Genomic DNA, 17,288 nt, shown 5'->3' with positions numbered 1-17,288 from the left:
AAAGCGCCGTGGCTCCGGTGGCTCAGCCCGCGTCCGCCACCACGTGACGCAGCGGCTCACCGGCCGCGAACCGGCCCAGCTGCCCGCGCAGCAGCCGTTCCGCCCGCGGCCGGAAGGCGGACGAGGCGCCTCCCACGTGCGGGGTGATGAGGACCCCGGGGGCCCGCCACAGCGGGTGCCCGGCCGGCAGCGGTTCCGGGTCCGTGACGTCCAGGGCGGCCCGCAGCCGGCCCGAGGTGACCTCGGCGAGCAGCGCTTCGGTGTCCACCACCGCCCCGCGTGCCACATTGACCAGCAGCGCGCCGTCCCGCATCCGGGCCAGGAACTCCGCGTCCACCATCCCGCGGGTGGCCTCGGTCAGCGGGGTGCAGAGGATCACCACCTCCGCCCGCGGAAGCAGCCCGGGCAGCGACTCGGGGCCGTGCACCACCGTGTCGCCGGTCCGCCGGGCACGGCCGGCGGACCGTTCGACGGCGGCCGGCTCGAAGGGCCGCAGCCGGGCCTCCACCGCGCGGCCGATACCGCCGTACCCCACGATGAGCACCCGCCGGTCGGCCAGGGACGGGCACACGGCCGGATCCCACCGTCCCTCGTCCTGCGCCCGGACCGCGCCGGGGATGTCCCGCAGTGCGGCCAGCGTCAGTGCCAGCGCCAGCTCCGCGGTGCTGGTGCTGTGCAGATCCCCCGCGTTGCACAGCACCGCGCCGGCCGGCAGCGTGCCCAGGGCGGGCAGCATGTGGTCCACACCGGCGGTGAGCGTGTGCACCACCCGCAGCCGGGGCATGTCCGGCAGCGGCCGCACCGCCGTCCGCTGTCCCTTCATGTACGGCACCACGTAGAACACGCAGCGCGCCGGGTCGGCCGGATACTCCTCCTCCCCGTTCCAGTAGTGGTAGGTCAGCTCCGGGGGCAGCGGGCCCAGCTCCTCCGGGGGCAGGGGCAGCCACACGTCTTCGGCGGTCGTCATGCTCGCCAGGCTAAGGGCTGTTCCCCGGCCGTTCCCCGGCAGCGGGCACCGGACACTCAGGGGCACCCCGTGGAACCGGGGCCCCGGGGCGAACGGATACGTTGGGCTGCCGCGGGCAGCGGGAGTCCGGGGAAGGAACGCGTCAGGTGCAGTACAGGACGATAGGGGCCGGTGCCCTGCGCGTCGGGGCGATCGGGCTCGGCTGCATGCCGATGAGCTGGGGCTACACCACCTCCGAACAGGACGGCGAGGCCTCCGTCCGGGCCGTGCACGCCGCGCTGGATGCCGGCGTCACGCTGCTGGACACAGCCGACATGTACGGACCCTTCACCAACGAACTGCTCATCGGGCGGGTGCTGAGGACACGCCGCCCGGAGGCCGTCCTGGCCACCAAGTGCGGACTGCTGGTCGGTGACCAGCACATCGTGGCCAACGGCCGCCCCTCCTACGTGCGGCGGGCCTGCGACGCCTCGCTGCGCCGGCTGCAGACCGACGTGATCGACCTCTACCAGCTGCACCGGCCCGATCCGGAGGTTCCCGTGGAGGAGACCTGGGGGGCCATGGCCGAGCTGGTGGCGGCGGGCAAGGTACGCGCCCTGGGGGTGTGCGCGATGGACGTGCGCGGCCGACGCCGGCCGGCGGACCCCCGGGACGTGTACGGGCCCACCCTGCGTCAACTGGCGCGCATCCAGCAGGTCTTTCCCGTCAGCAGCGTCCAGGCCGAGCTGTCGGTGTGGTCACCGGGCGCCCTCGCCGAGCTGCTGCCCTGGTGCGAGGCGCGCGGGGTGGGTCTGCTGGCCGCGATGCCGCTGGGCAACGGCTTCCTCACCGGCACCCTCACCCCGGGCAGCGGATTCGAACCCGACGACCTGCGGGCCCGCCACCCGCGCTTCACGGCGGAGATGATGGCCGCCAACCAGCCGGTGGTGGCCGGGCTGCGCAGGGTCGCCGCCCGCCATCCGGGATCCACCCCCGCGCAGGTCGCCCTGGCCTGGCTGCTGGCGCAGGGCGCACACGTGGTGCCGGTGCCGGGCACCAAGAAGGCGCACTGGGCGCAGGAGAACGCGGCGGCGGCCGGGCTGATCCTGACCTCCGGGGATCTGGCCGAGATAGCCGGGCTGCCGCCGGCCCGGGAGTCCTGGGAGTGAACGGCGGCATCACGCAACACCGGCTCCGCGTCCCGGTGATGCCCCACCGGATGTGATGTCCTGAGGTGTCCGGACCGCGCGGTCCCACAGCGGACTCACGGACACCTCAGGAGCGATGCGTCATGCGAACCCGCACTTTGGCCGCGCTGGCGGCCCTCACCGTCCTCGCCGCGGGCTGCACGGGCACCGGCGACGACGGCCCCGCGGACGGCGGAGGCACCGCCGCCCCCACGGAGAACGAGGAGCGTCAGGACGGCGGGGACCCCCCGGGCGCCGAGGGCTCGGCCGAGGTGACCGGCACCGTCGCGGAAGGGCTCGACTCGCCCTGGGGCCTCGTCGCCCTTCCCGACGGTGACCTGCTGGTGACCTCGCGGGACGAAGGCATCGTGTGGCGCGTCGACGCGGGCTCCGGGGACGCCGAGGAGGCCGGCCCGGTGCCGGGGGTCTCGCACGGCGGTGAGGGCGGACTGCTCGGGCTGGCCGCGGAGCCGGAGTTCGAGGACGGCGGGTGGCTCTACGCCTACCTCACCGCCGCCGACGACAACCGCATCGTGCGCATGGAGTACGCGCGGGACACCGGCCTGGGCGAGCCGGAGGTCGTGCTGGAGGGCATTCCCCGGGGCGACGCGGTGCATCAGGGCGGCCGGCTGGCATTCGGCCCCGACGGGATGCTCTACGCAGCCACCGGCGACGCCGGGGAGCCCGCCCTGGCTCAGGACGAGGACTCGCTCGCCGGGAAGATCCTGCGGATGACCCCGGAGGGCGAGGTCCCCGAGGACGGCAACCCGGACCCCGGCTCGGTGGTGTACTCGCTGGGCCACCGCAACGTGCAGGGCCTGGCCTGGGACGACCGGGACCGCCTGTGGGCCACGGAGTTCGGCGCGGACGCGTGGGACGAGCTGAACGAGATCGAGCCGGGCGGCAACTACGGCTGGCCCGAACACGAGGGCAGCGGCGGCGAGGCGGACGGTTACCTCGACCCCGCCGTGGAGTGGCCGCCCTCCGAGGCGTCACCCAGCGGACTGACCTTCACGCAGGGCTCGTTGTGGATGGCCACGCTGCGCGGCGAGCGGCTGTGGCGCATCCCGCTGGACGGGACCGGCCCGATGGCGGACCCGCAGGCCTTCTTCGAGGGGGAGTACGGAAGGCTCCGCTCGGTTCTGGCCGTCGGCCCCGACGAACTGCTGCTCCTGACCAACGAGACCGACACCCGGGGCGCGCCCGGGGAGGGCGACGACCGCATCCTGCGGCTGACGGTCTCCTGACCGGCACGGATGCCGCCCCCGCTCTCCCTTCTCGCTACCCGCGTGCCACGGTAGCCTGGAGGGTTCACGAGGTGAGGGGAGAGACCGATGGCTGAAGCATCGGAGGACGGCTTCGTCCCGTCCGTGCTGTTCCATCCGGACTACACCGAGGCGACGGCGCACCAGCTCTTCGTCGAGGAGCCCGACGAGAAGCGGGGGGCGCTCAACCTGGAGAGCGGCGTCGCGGTGATCGGGGTTCCCGGAGAGGCAGTGCTGCCGCCCCGCGTCCGGGTCGAGGAAACCGAAGCGGGCGAGGGCGAGCCCGGCAGCCCCCGGCTCTAGCGGTACCCGGTCCCGGTGCCGGACAGGGCCGGCACCGGGCACGCTCAGGTCCGGCCGGTGCCCGTCCGGTCCGCCCCGGGGCCCACGGCGACACGCGGCGGGCCCGTCCGGGCCGCCAGACCCAGACGGTGGGCCACGGCCGCGGCTTCGCCCCGGGCGGAGACCTCCAGCTTGGCCAGGATGCGCGAGACGTGCACGCTGGCGGTCTTCGGCGAGATGAACAGCTCCTCGGCGATCTGCCGGTTGCTCCGCCCCTCGGCCACCAGGGCCAGCACATCGCGTTCCCTGCGGGTCAGGCCGAAGCCGCCGGTCGCGCCGCGGACGGGCGCCGGTGCCTGCCCGGACAGGGCGAGGCCGAGGCCGGCACGCCTCGCCAGCCGTTCCACCTCCTCCCGCAGCGGCCGGGCACCGACCCGCGCGGCGACCGACCTCGCCTGCCGCAGCAGCCCTGCGGCCTCCTCCCGCGTCCTCCCCCCGGCCCCGCCCCCCTCGGCCAGCAGTGCCTCCGCCCGGCGGAGCCTTGCCTCCGCCAGCGGCACGGGCACCGGCAGCGGCCGCAGCAGGTCGATGGCGCGCGCCCAGTGCGCGGCGGTGTCCCGGTCCTCGGCCCGCAGCAGTTCGGCGGAGACCAGAGCCTCGAACGCCTCCCACAGTGGCATGGAGCGCGGGACCGGACTCATGGCCTCCCGGATGCCGCGCACCGCGGCGGCACGTCCCACCGCCGCCTCCGGCAGGTCGCGCAGTTCCGCCTCGGCGGTGGCCGCCGTCAGCAGGAGGGGCCAGACGTGCCCGGAGGTGAAAGGCGGGTAGTCACCGGTCAGAGCTGTACGGAGGACGTCCCGTGCCTCCTCGATCCGGCCGTCCGCCACCGCGATCCGCACCCGCAGCCGGGCCAGCGGCAGGGCGACCTGTGCGGTGACCCGCTGGCCGGACGACTCCCGCAGGGCCACGACCAGCTCCGCTCGTGCCGTGTCGATGTCACCCCGGTCCAGGGCCAGCTGTCCCGCGGCAACGACGGCGGCGGCGCGGGGGCGGCTCGTCCGTGCCTGCCGCCGGGCGGCTGCGAGCGCGGCGGCCGACTCGTCCCACCGGCCGAGGCCGGCCATCACACGGGCGTAGATCGCCGAGAGCCATGCCTCGGTGTCCTCCAGGCCGTAGCGATGGGCGAGCTCCATGCCCTCCTGGGACATGGCGGCGGCAGCCTCCACCTCGCCGACATCGGCCAAGGTGGCGGGGAGATTGATCAGGCAGCGCCCCATCAGGCTCACCTCCCGCCGCTCCAGGACCCGGTTACGGACCGCGGTCATCCCCGCCACACCTCCGGCCACGTCGCCGGCATCCGCCTTCAGTCCTGCCAGGGTGAATCGCGCGTGCAATTCGGTGCTTTCGTCCCCGACGAGCCTGGCCAGGTCCACCGCCCGCTCGACGGTGCGGTAGCTCTCGGGACTGCGGCGGCGCCCTGCCTGCTGGGCGGCCAGATGCGCCAGCACCTGGGCGTGCACGGCGGATGGAGGCAGACCACGCAGCAGCTCCTGGGCCCGGCGCAGATCCTCCAGGCCCGCGTCCGGCATCAGGACGTCGGCGATCCGGGAACGCTGGAGCCAGAACCAGGCGGCCAGCAGCGGCTCGCTCTCTCCTTCGAGCAGCCGGAGCGCCTGCTTGGCGATCGCCCGGGCCCGGTCCCGCTGGGCCGACAGCTGGGCGGCCGTCAGGGCCTCGGCAAGCAGGTCGAGGAGCCGCAGCGGGCCCTTTCCCGCGCCGCAGGCCGGATACGCCTCGGGGCGTTCCACCGGCCGGACGGCCTCCCGGACCTCGGCCGGTGTGCCGTCCCACAGCTCCAGGGCACGCTCCAGCAGCCGAAGCTGCTCGGCGTAGGCGTAGCGCCGACGGGCATCGACCGACGCGTCGAGCACCGCCGGCAGAGCCCGGGCGGGATCGCCCGCCTGGTACCAGTAGCTGGCCAGCCGGGCCGCCCGCTGGTCCCGGGCCACGAGCTGGGGATGCGCAGCCAGAGCCTCGGCGTAGCGGCGGTTGAGCCGGGTGCGCTCACCCGGCAGCAGGTCGTCGAGGACCGCCTCGCGCATCAGGGAATGCCGGAAGCGGTACCCCTCCCCGTCCGCGGTCAGCAGGTTGGCCCCGACGGCGGTGCGCAGCGCGGCCAGCAGCTGGCCCTCCGGGCATCCCGCGACCTCGGTCAGCAACCCGTGCTCGACGGCCGAGCCGCCCACCGCGATGAGCCGCACGATCTCCTGGGTGCCGTCGTCCAGCGCTTCCAGCCGCACCAGCAGGAGATCCCGCAGCGACTCGCTCATGCCGTGATCACTGCGGCTGGCGATCAGCTCCTCGACGAAGAATGCATTGCCCTCCGAGCGTTCGAAGACGGTGCACACCAGTTCTTCCGGGGGCTCGTCCCCGCCCCGGATTCCGGTGATCTGGGCGGCCACTTCGGGCCGGGTGAACGGGCACAGTTCGACGCGCAGCACGGAGCGGGTGCGCTCGGTCTCGGCGAGGAAGGGACGCAACGGGTGGCGGCGGTGGATGTCGTCGGTGCGGTAGGTGGCGAGCAGCACCAGCCTCGCCCGGTGCAGCGAGCGGAAGAGGTAGCCCAGCAGCTCTCTGGTCGAGCGGTCAGCCCAGTGCAGGTCCTCGACCGCGATGACCAGGGTGCGCTCGGCGGCCAGCTTCTCCATGAGCCGCGTGGTCAGTTCGAAGAGGCGGGCGCGGTCCAGCTCGTCACCCGCCGACTGCCGGGCCTCGCCCAGTTCGGGCAGCAGCCGGGCCAGTTCGTCCTCCTGCCCGGCGGCCGCTGCGGCCAGTTCGGGGCCCAGTTGCCGGTGGAGGGAACGGAGGACGGCGGCGAAGGGCGCGAACGGCAGCCCGTCGGCGCCCAGTTCCACGCAGCCGCCGACCGTGGTGACCGCGCCGGCGGCCCGGGCCGCGGCCAGGTACTCCTCCAGGAGTCTGGTCTTGCCCACGCCCGCCTCGCCCCCCACCACGAAGGCCTGTGGCTCTCCGGCCGTCGCGCGGGCGAGTCCTTCGGTGAGGGCGGCGAGTTCGGTGCTGCGGCCGACGAAGACAGGGCTGACGCTTCGGCTCTCCACATCCGGGAGCATCGCACGGACCGCTGACGTCGTGGTACCGGATTTGTCCGGTCCCGGACCCGTTTTCGCTCTGGGCGTGGGCGCGCTCCCGCTCCGCGCGCCGGCGTGCGCGGCCGGCGGCGGGAGCGCCCCTACGCGGCGGTGGTCCATACCCGCGCGGTGCCGCGGGAGGCCCCGCCGCCGCCCTTCTCCGAGGACCCCTTCCCCTTCTCCGCCGCCCCGGACCCGCCGCCGTTCCCCCGTCCCCGCAGGGACCTGGCCCGGCGTTCCTCGGCCGCCTGTCGCTGGAGCTCCTCGGCGCGCTGACGGTGCAGTTCGTACTCCTGCATGTGCTGACTCCCTCTCCCCGGTGTTGTCCCACCACTTTCCGCCGTGAGGTACCGGGGCCGCATCGGGCAACCGCCTCCGTTCCGCGCGGGCGGGGTCCTTACCCCGGCGGGCAGCGCCGGCCCGGGAAGGCCTCAGGGGCGGTGCTGCCGGTCCGGCAGCACCGCCCCTGAGCGGTAAGACCCGTGAGACGACGGGTAAGGCCCCTCAGCCCTGGACGCCGAGCCTCTCCAGGATCAGCTCGCGGGCGCGGGCCGCGTCGGCCTGCCCGTGGGTGGCCTTCATCACGGCGCCGACCAGGGCTCCGGCCGCGGCGACCTTGCCGCCCCGGATCTTGTCGGCGACGGCCGGGTTGCCGGCGATCGCCTCGTCCACCGCCGCGCCGAGCGCGCCCTCGTCGGAGACGATCTTCAGTCCGCGCCGTTCGACGACCTCGTCCGGGCCGCCCTCGCCCGCCAGCACGCCCTCGATCACCTGGCGTGCCAGCTTGTCGTTGAGGGAGCCGTCGGCGACCAGCGCGGCGACCCGGGCCACCTGCTCGGCCGTGATGGGCAGGTCACCGAGTTCCACGCCGCGCTCGTTGGCGGTGCGGGCCAGGGTGCCCATCCACCACTTGCGGGCGGCGGCCTGGCCGGCGCCGGCGTCGATGGTGGCGATGATCGGGCCGAGCGCCCCGGCGTTGAGCACCGACTCCATCTCGTGCGCCGAGATGCCCCACTCCTCGCGCAGCCTGTTGCGGCGCACCCGCGGCAGCTCGGGCAGCCCCGCCCGCAGTTCCTCGACCCACTCCCGGGAGGGGGCGACCGGAACCAGGTCGGGCTCGGGGAAGTAGCGGTAGTCCTCCGCCTCCTCCTTGACCCGCCCCGGTGTGGTGGTGCCGTCGTCCTCGTGGAAGTGCCGGGTCTCCTGCACGATGGTGCCGCCGCCCCCGAGCACCGCGGCGTGCCGCTGGATCTCGAAGCGGCAGGCCCGCTCGACGCTGCGCAGTGAGTTGACGTTCTTCGTCTCGCTGCGGGTGCCGAAGGTCTCCCGGCCGTGCGGGCGCAGCGAGAGGTTCACGTCGCAGCGCATCTGGCCCATCTCCATGCGGGCCTCGGAGACGCCCAGGGCCCTGATGAGCTCGCGCAGTTCGGCGACGTACGCCTTGGCGACCTCGGGAGCGCGGGACCCGGCACCGGTGATCGGCTTGGTGACGATCTCGATGAGCGGGATACCGGCCCGGTTGTAGTCCAGCAGGGAGTGCGAGGCGCCGTGGATGCGGCCGGTGGCTCCCCCGATGTGGGTGGACTTGCCGGTGTCCTCCTCCATGTGGGCGCGCTCGATCTCCACGCGGAAGACCTCGCCGTCCTCCAGCTGGACGTCCAGGTATCCGTTGAAGGCGATCGGCTCGTCGTACTGCGAGGTCTGGAAGTTCTTCGGCATGTCCGGATAGAAGTAGTTCTTCCGGGCGAACCGGCACCAGGTGGCGATCTCGCAGTGCAGCGCCAGTCCGATCCGGATGGCGGACTCCACCCCGGTGGCGTTCATCACCGGGAGGGCTCCGGGCATGCCGAGGCAGGTGGGGCAGGTCTGGCTGTTCGGCTCGGCGCCCAGAGTGGTGGAGCAGCCGCAGAACATCTTGGTCTTGGTGCCGAGTTCGACATGGACCTCCAGGCCCATGACGGGGTCCCAGGACGCGAGCGCGTCCTCGTACGACACCAGGTCGATGACGGTCACGGGTAGTACCTCTCAGAAGCTCTGGCGCGCCTCAGCCGGCGAGGGTGTCGGAGTCGTCGGTCTTGCGGCGCAGTTCGCGGGCGAGCAGGGCCAGGCCGGTCGCGATGGAGGCGGCGGAGACCAGCGCGTCCACGAATTCGAGGTTGTCGTGCTCCCGGCGGGCGCTCTTCAACTGCTTCACGACGCCGAACACCGCGAACAGTGAGGTCCCGATGGACAGGTACGTACCGGTCTTGGACTTCTTCTTGGCGATCACAGTGACGGAGCCTCCTGAAGAATCGGGTGCCCCCAGCGTGCCTCGAAGGCGGCCTCGACGGCTGCTCCCACGCGGTAGAGCCGGTCGTCGGCCATGGCGGGGGCGATGATCTGGAGGCCGACCGGCAGGCCGTCCTCCGGTGCCAGGCCGCACGGCAGGGACATGGCGGAGTTGCCCGCCAGGTTGGACGGGATGGTGCACAGGTCGGCCAGGTACATCGCCATCGGGTCGTCGGCGCGCTCGCCGATCGGGAAGGCGGTGGTCGGGGTGGTCGGCGAGACGAGCACGTCCACCTGTCCGAAGGCCCGCTCGAAGTCCTGGGTGATGAGCGTGCGGACCTTCTGCGCGCTGCCGTAGTAGGCGTCGTAGTACCCGGAGGACAGCGCGTAGGTGCCGAGCATGATGCGGCGCTTGACCTCGTCGCCGAAGCCCGCCGCGCGGGTCAGCGAGGTGACCTCCTCCGCCGAGCGGGTGCCGTCGTCACCGACCCGCAGGCCGTAGCGCATGGCGTCGAAGCGGGCCAGGTTGGAGGAGCACTCGGAGGGCGCGATGAGGTAGTAGGCGGCCAGCGCCCGGTCGAAGGACGGGCAGGACACCTCGACGACCTCGGCGCCCAGTTCCCGCAGCAGGTCGACGGCCTCGGTGAACCGCTGCATCACCCCGGCCTGGTAGCCCTCGCCGGCGAACTCCTTGACGACACCGATCCGCAGGCCGGCGACCGAGCCGGCCCGGGCCGCCTCGACGACCGGCGGCACCGGGGCGTCGATGGAGGTCGAGTCGAGCGGGTCGTGGCCGGCGATGACCTCGTGCAGCAGCGCGGCGTCCAGCACCGTGCGGGCGCAGGGGCCGCCCTGGTCCAGGGAGGAGGAGAAGGCGACCATGCCGTACCGCGAGACGCCGCCGTAGGTGGGCTTGACGCCGACGGTGCCGGTGACGGCGGCGGGCTGCCGGATGGAGCCGCCGGTGTCGGTGCCGATGGCCAGCGGTGCCTGGTAGGAGGCCAGGGCGGCCGAGGAGCCGCCGCCGGAGCCGCCGGGGATCCTGGTGAGGTCCCAGGGATTGCCGGTGGGGCCGTAGGCGCTGTTCTCTGTGGAGGAGCCCATGGCGAACTCGTCCATGTTGGTCTTGCCGAGAATGACGACGCCCGCGTCCTTGAGCCGCCGGGTGAGCGTGGCGTCGTAGGGCGGCACCCACCCTTCGAGGATCCGGGAGCCGACGGTGGTGGGGATGCCGCGGGTGGTGAAGATGTCCTTCAGCGCCAGCGGGACCCCGGCCAGCGGGCCCAGCTTCTCGCCCGCCGCGCGCCTTTCGTCCACGGCGCGCGCCTGGGCGCGGGCACCCTCGTGGTCGACGTGCAGGAAGGCGTGCACCTTCTCGTCGACGGCCTCGATGCGGGCCAGGTGGGCCTCGGTGACCTCGGCGGCCGTGACCTCCCCGGAGGCGATCCGGGCCGCGGTCCCGGCCGCGGTGAGGCGGATCAGATCGGTCTGCCCTGTCATCGCGGTCACTCCTCCCCCAGGATCTGCGGCACCTTGAAACGCTGCTGCTCCTGGGCGGGCGCGCCGGAGAGCGCCTGCTCCGGTGTCAGACCGGGACGGACGACGTCCGGGCGCATGACATTGGTGAGCGGCAGCGGGTGGGAGGTCGGCGGGACGTCCTCGTCGGCGACATCGGAGACGCGGGCGACCGCGCCGATGATGTCGTCCAGCTGACCGGCGAAGTGCTCGAGCTCCTCGTCGGTCAGCTCCAGACGCGCCAGCCGGGCGAGGTGGGCGACCTCCTCGCGCGTGATGCCGGGCATGTGGCGATCCTCTTGCTCGTCTAAGGGCTGGGTTCCGGGGCCAATCCTATGGCTCCCGGGCGGCCGGGCGCGCCCGGCCGCGGCGCAGGGGGCCGCTGCCCGGCGCGGCGGACCGGTTCGGCGCCCGCCACGGGCTCCGGCGCGTCGTCCCGAGCCCGCAGCCAGGCGGTCGCCTCGTGGGCGGGCATCGCCGCGGAGACCAGCCAGCCCTGGACCGCGTCGCAGCCCATGTCGCGCAGCCGGCCCCAGGTCGCGTCGTCCTCCACGCCCTCGGCCACCACCACCAGCCCCAGCGAGTGCGCCAGGTCGATGGTGCAGCGCACGATCTCGGCGTCCTCGGCGTCCACCACCAGGCGGGCGACGAAGGAACGGTCGATCTTCAGCTCGCTGACCGGCAGCTTGCGCAGGTGCACCAGGGAGGAGTACCCGGTGCCGAAGTCGTCCAGCGACATCCGCACGCCGTGCCCCGTCAGGCCGGCCAGCGTGTCGGCGGCCTTCTGCGGGTCCTCCAGCATGGCGTGCTCGGTGATCTCCAGTTGCAGGGAGCCCGGCGGGACACCGTGCCGGGCCAGCCGGGCGGCCACCGCCCCGGCGAAACCGGGGGTGTGGACGTCCCGTGAGGAGACGTTCACCGCGACCGGCACGGTGAGCCCGGCGTCCCGCCAGCGGGCGACCTGCGCGAGTGCCGTCTCCAGCACGTACTCGGTGAGCCTGGGCATCAGCCCCGAACTCTCGGCCGTCGCGATGAACTCGTCCGGGGGGACCCGGCCCCGCTCGGGATGGGTCCAGCGCACCAGCGCCTCCAGCCCCACGACGCCGCCGTCGAAGCCGACCTTCGGCTGGTAGTGGAGCTCCACGTCGCCCTGGTCGAGTGCGCCGCGCAGGTCCCCGAGCAGACCGAGCCGGGCGGGGCTGTTGCCGTCCCGGCTGGCCTCGTACACCTCGACGCCGCTGCGCTCCCGCTTGGCCCCGTACATCGCGACATCGGCCCGGCGCAGCAGCCCCTCCGCCTCCCCCGCGTGATCGGGGAAGACCGCCACGCCGGCGCTGGCCTCGACCACCAGGGGCAGGCCGTCCAGGTCCAGGGGGGCACCGAGGTGGCCGACCAGAGTCCTGGCGACGTGCTGGGCGCTGGTCTGCGACCCGACGCAGGGCAGCAGCACGGCGAACTCGTCCCCGCCCAGCCGCGCGGTCTCCGCTCCTCGCGGCAGCGCGCTGCGAATCCGGTCGGCGATCTTCAGCAGCAGTTCGTCGCCCGCCGGATGACCGAGCGTGTCGTTGACGCTCCGGAAGCGGTCGAGATCGATCAGGATGAGTGCGCACCGCACCCCGGTGCGCTCGGCCTCGTCCAGTTCGGAGCGGGTGCGCTCCAGCAGCCACTGCCTGTTCGGCAGCCCGGTCAGCGGATCGAGCAGTTGCTCCTCGGCCCGGACCCGGGCGATCCGCAGCGCCGAGTCCAGCGCGATCAGCGGAACGGCGAACAGCGGGAGCGCCTGCGGCACGTGAGTGGCGACCACCATGATGAGCGGGGCGATGCCCAGGAGCGCGGCGGCCACCAGCCCCTGCCGGAGCAGGGCGGTGCGGGCCAGGGTGCGCAGCCCGCCGGGCGGGGCGACGCACAGCCACAGCAGAAGCCGGGACACCACCAGGTAGGCGACGGCGGCCAGCAGGCACTCGGCCAAAGTGGACAGCTGCCAGTCCTCCGGCCCCCTGGGGTGGCCGACGGTGGGATGGCTGCCGCAGGCGGCGAGCACCAGGGCGGCGGCGCCGACACCCAGGATGTCCGCGGCGCCCTGAACTAAGATCAGCTGCCGCCGATAGCGGCGCGCGGCCGCCACCAGAGTGACCACGGCGAGGCTCACCAGGACGGCGGGCACCCAGCCGTACAGCAGCAGCATGGCCAGCACCAGCGCCGAGCCCGAGCCGCTGCTCCCCCACCAGCGGTCCTGCTCCATGGCCACCAGGTGGGCCACCACGATCCCGGTGAGCACGGCGAAGGCCCAGCCGGCCGTGGAGCCGGGAAAGAGCATGTGATCGCCGGCCACCACCCGGGCCGCACCGACAGCCAGGGCGACCGTCGCGCCGGCCAGGACGGCCGGCTGGATGTATTTCGACAGCCAGGCGCTCTCTCCCCGGGGAGCAGGCGTACTCCGGGCTGCTGACTGCATGCGTGTCCCTCCGGGCCTAGGCCGCCTGACGTTCGCAGGCAGGCGCAGGACCCCACATTAGGGCGCGGACGGCTACCGGGGGTCCAGTTGTCCAACGTCCTTGCGCCCGGACGGGCGATCCGTCAAACTCCCCTGGAATATGCCTCGTTGGCGCGCACGCGCGACGCCGTGCCCGGTGACGGGCCGTCAGCTGCCGGGGGCGGGGGCCTCCTCCTGGCCGAGCGCCGCCTCGCGGGCCGCGTCCGGGCCCTGCTCCAGCAGCACCGCGAATCCCTCTTCGTCCAGTACCGGCACCTTCAGCTGCACCGCCTTGTCGTACTTGGAGCCGGGGCTGTCCCCCACCACGACGAAGCCGGTCTTCTTCGACACCGAGCCGGTCACCTTCGCCCCGCGGCTCTGCAGCGCCTCCTTGGCCGCGTCCCGGGTGTACGAGCCGAGCGTGCCGGTGACGACCACCGTGATCCCCTCCAGAGGGCGCGGACCGGCATCCCCTCCCGCGTCGTCCTCGGCCATCCTGACCCCCGCGGCCCGCCACCGCTCGACGATCTCCCGGTGCCACTCCTCCGCGAACCAGTCCTTCAGCGAGGCGGCGATGGTCGGCCCCACCCCCTCGGTGGCCGCCAGCTCCTCCTCGCTCGCCTCGGCGATCCGGTCCAGCGAGCGGAACTCACGGGCCAGCGCCTCGGCCGCCACCGGCCCGACATGCCGGATCGACAGACCGGTGATGATCCTCGCCAGCGGGCGGCTCTTCGCCTCCCGCAGGCTCTCCAGCATGCCCAGGGTGTTCTTCTTCGGTTCGCCGAGCTGGTTGGCGAAGAAGGTGACGACCTTCGGCTCCCCGGTCTGCGGGTCGCGTTTGGGCAGCCCCGAGTCCTGGTCGAGCACGTAGGACTTGATCGGCAGCAGCTCCTCGACGGTGAGGTCGAACAGACCGCCCTCGTCCCTCAGCGGTGGCTCGGCCGGCTCCAAGGGCTGGGTCAGGGCGGTGGCAGCGACATACCCGAAGTGGTCGATGTCCAGGCACTTGCGCCCGGCCAGGTAGAACAGCCGCTCCCGCAGCTGCGCGGGACAGGACCGGGCATTGGGACAGCGCAGATCGATGTCTCCCTCCTTCATCGGGCGCAGCGGCGTGCCGCACTCCGGGCAGGACGCGGGCATGACGAACTCCCGCTCGCTGCCGTCGCGCAGGTCCGCCACCGGGCCCAGGATCTCCGGGATGACGTCACCGGCCTTGCGCAGCGCGACGGTGTCGCCGATCAGCACGCCCTTGGCCTTGACCACCTCCTGGTTGTGCAGGGTGGCGAACTCCACTTCGGAGCCGGCCACGGTCACCGGCTCCACCACCGCGTAGGGGGTGACGCGGCCGGTGCGCCCCACCCCGACCCGGATGTCGAGCAGCCGGGTGTTGACCTCCTCCGGCGGGTACTTCCAGGCGATCGCCCACCGCGGCGCGCGCGAGGTGCTGCCCAGCCGCCCCTGCAGAGGGATCTCGTCGAGCTTGACCACCACGCCGTCGATCTCGTGCTCCACCGCGTGCCGGTGCTCGCCGTAGTAGGCGATGAACTCACGCACCTCCGCCATGGAGCCGGCCACCTTGGAGGCCCGCGCGGTGGGCAGACCCCATCCGGCCAGCAGGTCGTAGGCCTGGGAGAGCCGGTCGATGCCGAAGCCGGAGCGCGCCCCGATGCCGTGCACCACCATCCGCAGCGGCCGCCCGGCGGTGACCTTGGGGTCCTTCTGCCGCAGCGAGCCGGCCGCCGCGTTGCGCGGGTTGGCGAACGGCTTGTCGCCCGCCGCCACCAGGGAGGCGTTGAGCTCCTGGAAGCTGTCCATCGGGAAGAACACCTCGCCGCGGATCTCCACCAGCTCCGGGACGCCCTCGCCCCGCAGCCGGTCCGGGATCTCCTCGATGGTGCGCACGTTGGGCGTGATGTCCTCGCCGGTGCGGCCGTCGCCCCGGGTCGCCGCCCTGGTCAGCCGGCCGTTCTCGTAGGTCAGGTTGACCGCGAGGCCGTCCACTTTCAGCTCGCACAGGAAGTGGTACGGCAGCCCGGCCAGCTCCTCGGCGACGCGGTCCGCCCAGGCGTCCAGCTCGGCGTCGTCGAAGGCGTTGTCCAGCGAGAGCATGCGCTCGCGGTGGTCCACCGCGGTGAACTCGGTCCGGTAGGCACCGGCCACCTTCTGGGTCGGTGAATCCGGCGTGCGCAGCGACGGGTGCCGCTCCTCCAGCTCCTCCAGCTCGCGCAGCAGCCGGTCGAAGTCCGCATCGCTGATGACGGGCGTCTTCACGTAGTAACGGAAGCGGTGCTCCTCCACCTGCTCGGCCAGGAGCGTGTGCCGCTCGCGCGCCTCGGCCGGAACGTCCGTTCCCTGCTGTTCGCCGGTCACCGTCTGCTCTCCCGTCACTCTGGGTTGTCCGCGAGGGATGTCGCCGCCCGGACGCACGAGGCCAGCGCGGCACGCGCGTACGCCGGGGAGGCGCCCGCGAGGCCGCACGCCGGGGTGACCACCACGGACTTCGCGAGAAGCTCCGGTGACAGCCCCAGCCTGCGCCACAACGACCTGACCCCGCTGACGCTACCGGCCGGGTCCGACAGCACCGCCGGATCGTCGCCGGAGGCGGGCACGACTCCGGCGAACAGCGCGGTGCCGCCCTCCACCGCCTCGCCGAGCGCCTCGTCCTCACCCGGGGTGAGCAGCGCCGCGTCGAAGGAGATGCCGGTGACCTGAGCCCGGCGCAGCAGCCCGAAGGGGACCCCGGGAGCGCAGGAGTGCACCACGACCGGGTCAGGGCCGGCCACCGCGACCAGCTCGCGCAGCGTCCCCTCCACCACGGCACGGTCCACGGCACGGTGGGTGCGGTAACCGCTGGCCGTGGGCACCCGGCCGGTCAGCACGGCGGTCAGCGACGGCTCGTCGAGCTGCAGGACCACGCGCGCCCCCGGCACCCTGCGGCGGACCTCCGCCAGGTGCGCGCGCAGTCCCTCGGCCAGCGAGGCGGCCAGGTCCCGGCAGGCCCCCGGGTCTCCCAGCATCGCCTCGCCGTTGCGCCGTTCCACGGCCGCGGCCAGGGTCCAGGGCCCCACGGCCGACACCTTCAGCGCACCCCGGTGGCCCTGGGTGAACTCCTCCAGCGCGTCCAGGTCCTCGCGCAGCCAGGCGCGGGCCCGGCGGGTGTCCGCGCCCGGCCGGTCACCGATCCGCCAGCCACTGGGCTCCAGACGGACGTACAGTTCGGCCAGCAGGCCGGCGGTGCGCCCGGTCATGTCCGCTCCGGGCCCGCGGGCGGGCAGCTCCGGCAGATACGGCAGGGCCTCCAGCGAACCGGTGACGGTCCGGACGGCCTCCCGGACGTCCGTGCCGGGCATCGACCCGATCCCGGTGGCGGCGGCCGGGCCCCAGGGGAAGGTTTGCTTCGCAGTCACCTGCGCAGGGTAAGGCCGCCGGGGCGCGGCGGCGGGCACCGGGTCCCGGGGCCCTCGCGCCGCGCCTCAGGGCCCCGGCCGGACGCTCAGGTCGGTGATCTCGGTGCCGCGCGGCAGGTCCAGGGCGGTCAGCACGGTGGTGGCCACGGAGTCCGCGGTCATCCAGCGGCCGGCATCGTACGCCTTGCCCTCCTGCCGGTGCACCTTCTCCTGCATCGGGGTGGCGGTGCGGCCCGGGTAGATGCTGGTGACACGGACCCCGTTGTCGCGTTCCTCGCCGCGCAGGGCGTCGGCCAGGGCCTTCAGACCGTGCTTGCTCGCCGCGTACGCCGCCCACTGCGGGTTGGCGTTCAGACCCGCCCCGGAGTTGACGAAGACCACGTGTCCGCCCGACTGCCGCAGCTGCGGCAACAGCAGCCGGGTCAGCTCGGCGGGCGCCATGAGGTTGGCCGCCAGGGTGGCCTGCCAGATTCTGGGGGTGAGCTCCCCCACCGTCCCGAGGTCGACCACGCCGGCGATGTGCAGCAGCGAGTCGATCCTCTCCGGCGGCGCCTGGTGGCCCAGCGCCCAGGACAGCCGCCCGGGCTCGGCGAGGTCGCCGACCAGTGTGCGGGCCCCGGGGAAGCGCTCCTGGAGCGCCTTCGCCCGGCCCACGTCGCGCGCCCACAGCCACAGCTCGTCGCCGCGCGCGGCCAGCCGCTCGGCCACCGCCGTACCGATGCCGGATCCTGCCCCGGTGATCACATGCGTCGCCATGGGCCCATCCTGCCTCACCCTCCCGGGCATCCCGCCC

The 17,288-nt window shown here is 73.5% G+C and carries 14 protein-coding genes; 3 read left to right on the top strand and 11 right to left on the bottom strand.

Going from position 1 to position 17,288, the window contains the following annotated elements; all coding sequences use genetic code 11:
• Positions 1 to 22: 22 nt before the first annotated feature.
• Complete coding sequence (locus ABD299_RS11990; protein WP_344261370.1) at positions 23 to 967, bottom strand: 2-hydroxyacid dehydrogenase; 945 nt, start codon at positions 965 to 967, stop codon at positions 23 to 25.
• 146 nt (positions 968 to 1,113) lie between these two features.
• Here ABD299_RS11990 and ABD299_RS11985 point away from each other — a divergent pair, with 146 nt between their 5' ends.
• The 3 genes from ABD299_RS11985 to ABD299_RS11975 all read left to right on the top strand — a co-directional run bounded on the left by ABD299_RS11985 (position 1,114) and on the right by ABD299_RS11975 (position 3,701).
• Positions 1,114 to 2,115, top strand: a complete 1,002-nt coding sequence (locus ABD299_RS11985; protein ID WP_344261368.1) for an aldo/keto reductase — start codon at positions 1,114 to 1,116, stop codon at positions 2,113 to 2,115.
• 122 nt (positions 2,116 to 2,237) lie between these two features.
• The gene (locus ABD299_RS11980) at positions 2,238 to 3,380 is read left to right on the top strand and encodes a PQQ-dependent sugar dehydrogenase (RefSeq protein WP_344261366.1); all 1,143 of its coding nucleotides are present in this window, start codon (positions 2,238 to 2,240) and stop codon (positions 3,378 to 3,380) included.
• An 87-nt stretch (positions 3,381 to 3,467) separates the two neighbouring features.
• The gene (locus tag ABD299_RS11975) at positions 3,468 to 3,701 is read left to right on the top strand and encodes a hypothetical protein (RefSeq protein ID WP_344261365.1); all 234 of its coding nucleotides are present in this window, start codon (positions 3,468 to 3,470) and stop codon (positions 3,699 to 3,701) included.
• Positions 3,702 to 3,745: 44 nt separating this feature from the next.
• Here ABD299_RS11975 and ABD299_RS11970 read toward each other — a convergent pair whose 3' ends face one another.
• From ABD299_RS11970 to ABD299_RS11925, 10 genes are all read right to left on the bottom strand, one after another.
• A complete protein-coding gene (locus ABD299_RS11970) occupies positions 3,746 to 6,814 on the bottom strand; it encodes a helix-turn-helix transcriptional regulator (RefSeq protein ID WP_425581318.1) in 3,069 nt (1,022 codons plus the stop codon).
• A 119-nt stretch (positions 6,815 to 6,933) separates the two neighbouring features.
• The gene (locus ABD299_RS11965; RefSeq protein WP_344261361.1) at positions 6,934 to 7,131 is read right to left on the bottom strand and encodes a hypothetical protein; all 198 of its coding nucleotides are present in this window, start codon (positions 7,129 to 7,131) and stop codon (positions 6,934 to 6,936) included.
• A 205-nt stretch (positions 7,132 to 7,336) separates the two neighbouring features.
• Positions 7,337 to 8,845 carry an Asp-tRNA(Asn)/Glu-tRNA(Gln) amidotransferase subunit GatB gene (gatB, locus tag ABD299_RS11960; RefSeq protein ID WP_344261359.1) on the bottom strand — a complete coding sequence of 503 codons (1,509 nt, stop codon included), beginning with the start codon at positions 8,843 to 8,845 and terminating at the stop codon, positions 7,337 to 7,339.
• A 31-nt stretch (positions 8,846 to 8,876) separates the two neighbouring features.
• A complete protein-coding gene (locus ABD299_RS11955) occupies positions 8,877 to 9,101 on the bottom strand; it encodes a hypothetical protein (RefSeq protein ID WP_344261357.1) in 225 nt (74 codons plus the stop codon).
• Entirely contained in the window at positions 9,098 to 10,600 is a 1,503-nt protein-coding gene (gatA, locus tag ABD299_RS11950; protein ID WP_344261355.1) for an Asp-tRNA(Asn)/Glu-tRNA(Gln) amidotransferase subunit GatA, read from the bottom strand. Before gatA ends, ABD299_RS11955 begins: the two co-directional genes overlap by 4 nt.
• A gap of 5 nt (positions 10,601 to 10,605) precedes the next feature.
• Positions 10,606 to 10,902 carry an Asp-tRNA(Asn)/Glu-tRNA(Gln) amidotransferase subunit GatC gene (gene gatC, locus ABD299_RS11945; protein WP_344261353.1) on the bottom strand — a complete coding sequence of 99 codons (297 nt, stop codon included), beginning with the start codon at positions 10,900 to 10,902 and terminating at the stop codon, positions 10,606 to 10,608.
• A gap of 20 nt (positions 10,903 to 10,922) precedes the next feature.
• Complete coding sequence (locus ABD299_RS11940; protein ID WP_344261351.1) at positions 10,923 to 13,070, bottom strand: putative bifunctional diguanylate cyclase/phosphodiesterase; 2,148 nt, start codon at positions 13,068 to 13,070, stop codon at positions 10,923 to 10,925.
• Between the two features lie 186 nt (positions 13,071 to 13,256).
• A complete protein-coding gene (gene ligA, locus ABD299_RS11935) occupies positions 13,257 to 15,458 on the bottom strand; it encodes an NAD-dependent DNA ligase LigA (protein ID WP_344261349.1) in 2,202 nt (733 codons plus the stop codon).
• Between the two features lie 14 nt (positions 15,459 to 15,472).
• Positions 15,473 to 16,495: a methionine synthase gene (locus ABD299_RS11930; RefSeq protein WP_344261347.1), complete on the bottom strand. Its 1,023-nt coding sequence runs from the start codon at positions 16,493 to 16,495 to the stop codon at positions 15,473 to 15,475.
• A gap of 66 nt (positions 16,496 to 16,561) precedes the next feature.
• Positions 16,562 to 17,251 (bottom strand): SDR family oxidoreductase, encoded by a 690-nt coding sequence (locus ABD299_RS11925; protein WP_344261345.1) that lies wholly within the window; start codon positions 17,249 to 17,251, stop codon positions 16,562 to 16,564.
• Positions 17,252 to 17,288: the final 37 nt, after the last annotated feature.

The sequence above is a fragment of the Streptomyces sodiiphilus genome (assembly GCF_039529215.1).
Classification (GTDB): Bacteria; Actinomycetota; Actinomycetes; order Streptomycetales; family Streptomycetaceae; genus Streptomyces; species Streptomyces sodiiphilus.
Note: the sequence above shows the minus strand (reverse complement) of the source record. Positions and strands in the feature narration are given on the sequence as shown.

What these genes read in the sequence shown, in the direction of transcription:
- ABD299_RS11990 (WP_344261370.1), bottom strand. Translation starts at nt 967, where the DNA reads ATGACGACCGCCGAAGACGTGTGGCTGCCCCTGCCCCCGGAGGAGCTG.
- ABD299_RS11980 (WP_344261366.1), top strand. Translation starts at nt 2,238, where the DNA reads ATGCGAACCCGCACTTTGGCCGCGCTGGCGGCCCTCACCGTCCTCGCC.
- ABD299_RS11975 (WP_344261365.1), top strand. Translation starts at nt 3,468, where the DNA reads ATGGCTGAAGCATCGGAGGACGGCTTCGTCCCGTCCGTGCTGTTCCAT.
- ABD299_RS11970 (WP_425581318.1), bottom strand. Translation starts at nt 6,814, where the DNA reads ATGCTCCCGGATGTGGAGAGCCGAAGCGTCAGCCCTGTCTTCGTCGGC.
- ABD299_RS11965 (WP_344261361.1), bottom strand. Translation starts at nt 7,131, where the DNA reads ATGCAGGAGTACGAACTGCACCGTCAGCGCGCCGAGGAGCTCCAGCGA.
- gatA (WP_344261355.1), bottom strand. Translation starts at nt 10,600, where the DNA reads ATGACAGGGCAGACCGATCTGATCCGCCTCACCGCGGCCGGGACCGCG.
- gatC (WP_344261353.1), bottom strand. Translation starts at nt 10,902, where the DNA reads ATGCCCGGCATCACGCGCGAGGAGGTCGCCCACCTCGCCCGGCTGGCG.
- ABD299_RS11940 (WP_344261351.1), bottom strand. Translation starts at nt 13,070, where the DNA reads ATGCAGTCAGCAGCCCGGAGTACGCCTGCTCCCCGGGGAGAGAGCGCC.
- ABD299_RS11925 (WP_344261345.1), bottom strand. Translation starts at nt 17,251, where the DNA reads ATGGCGACGCATGTGATCACCGGGGCAGGATCCGGCATCGGTACGGCG.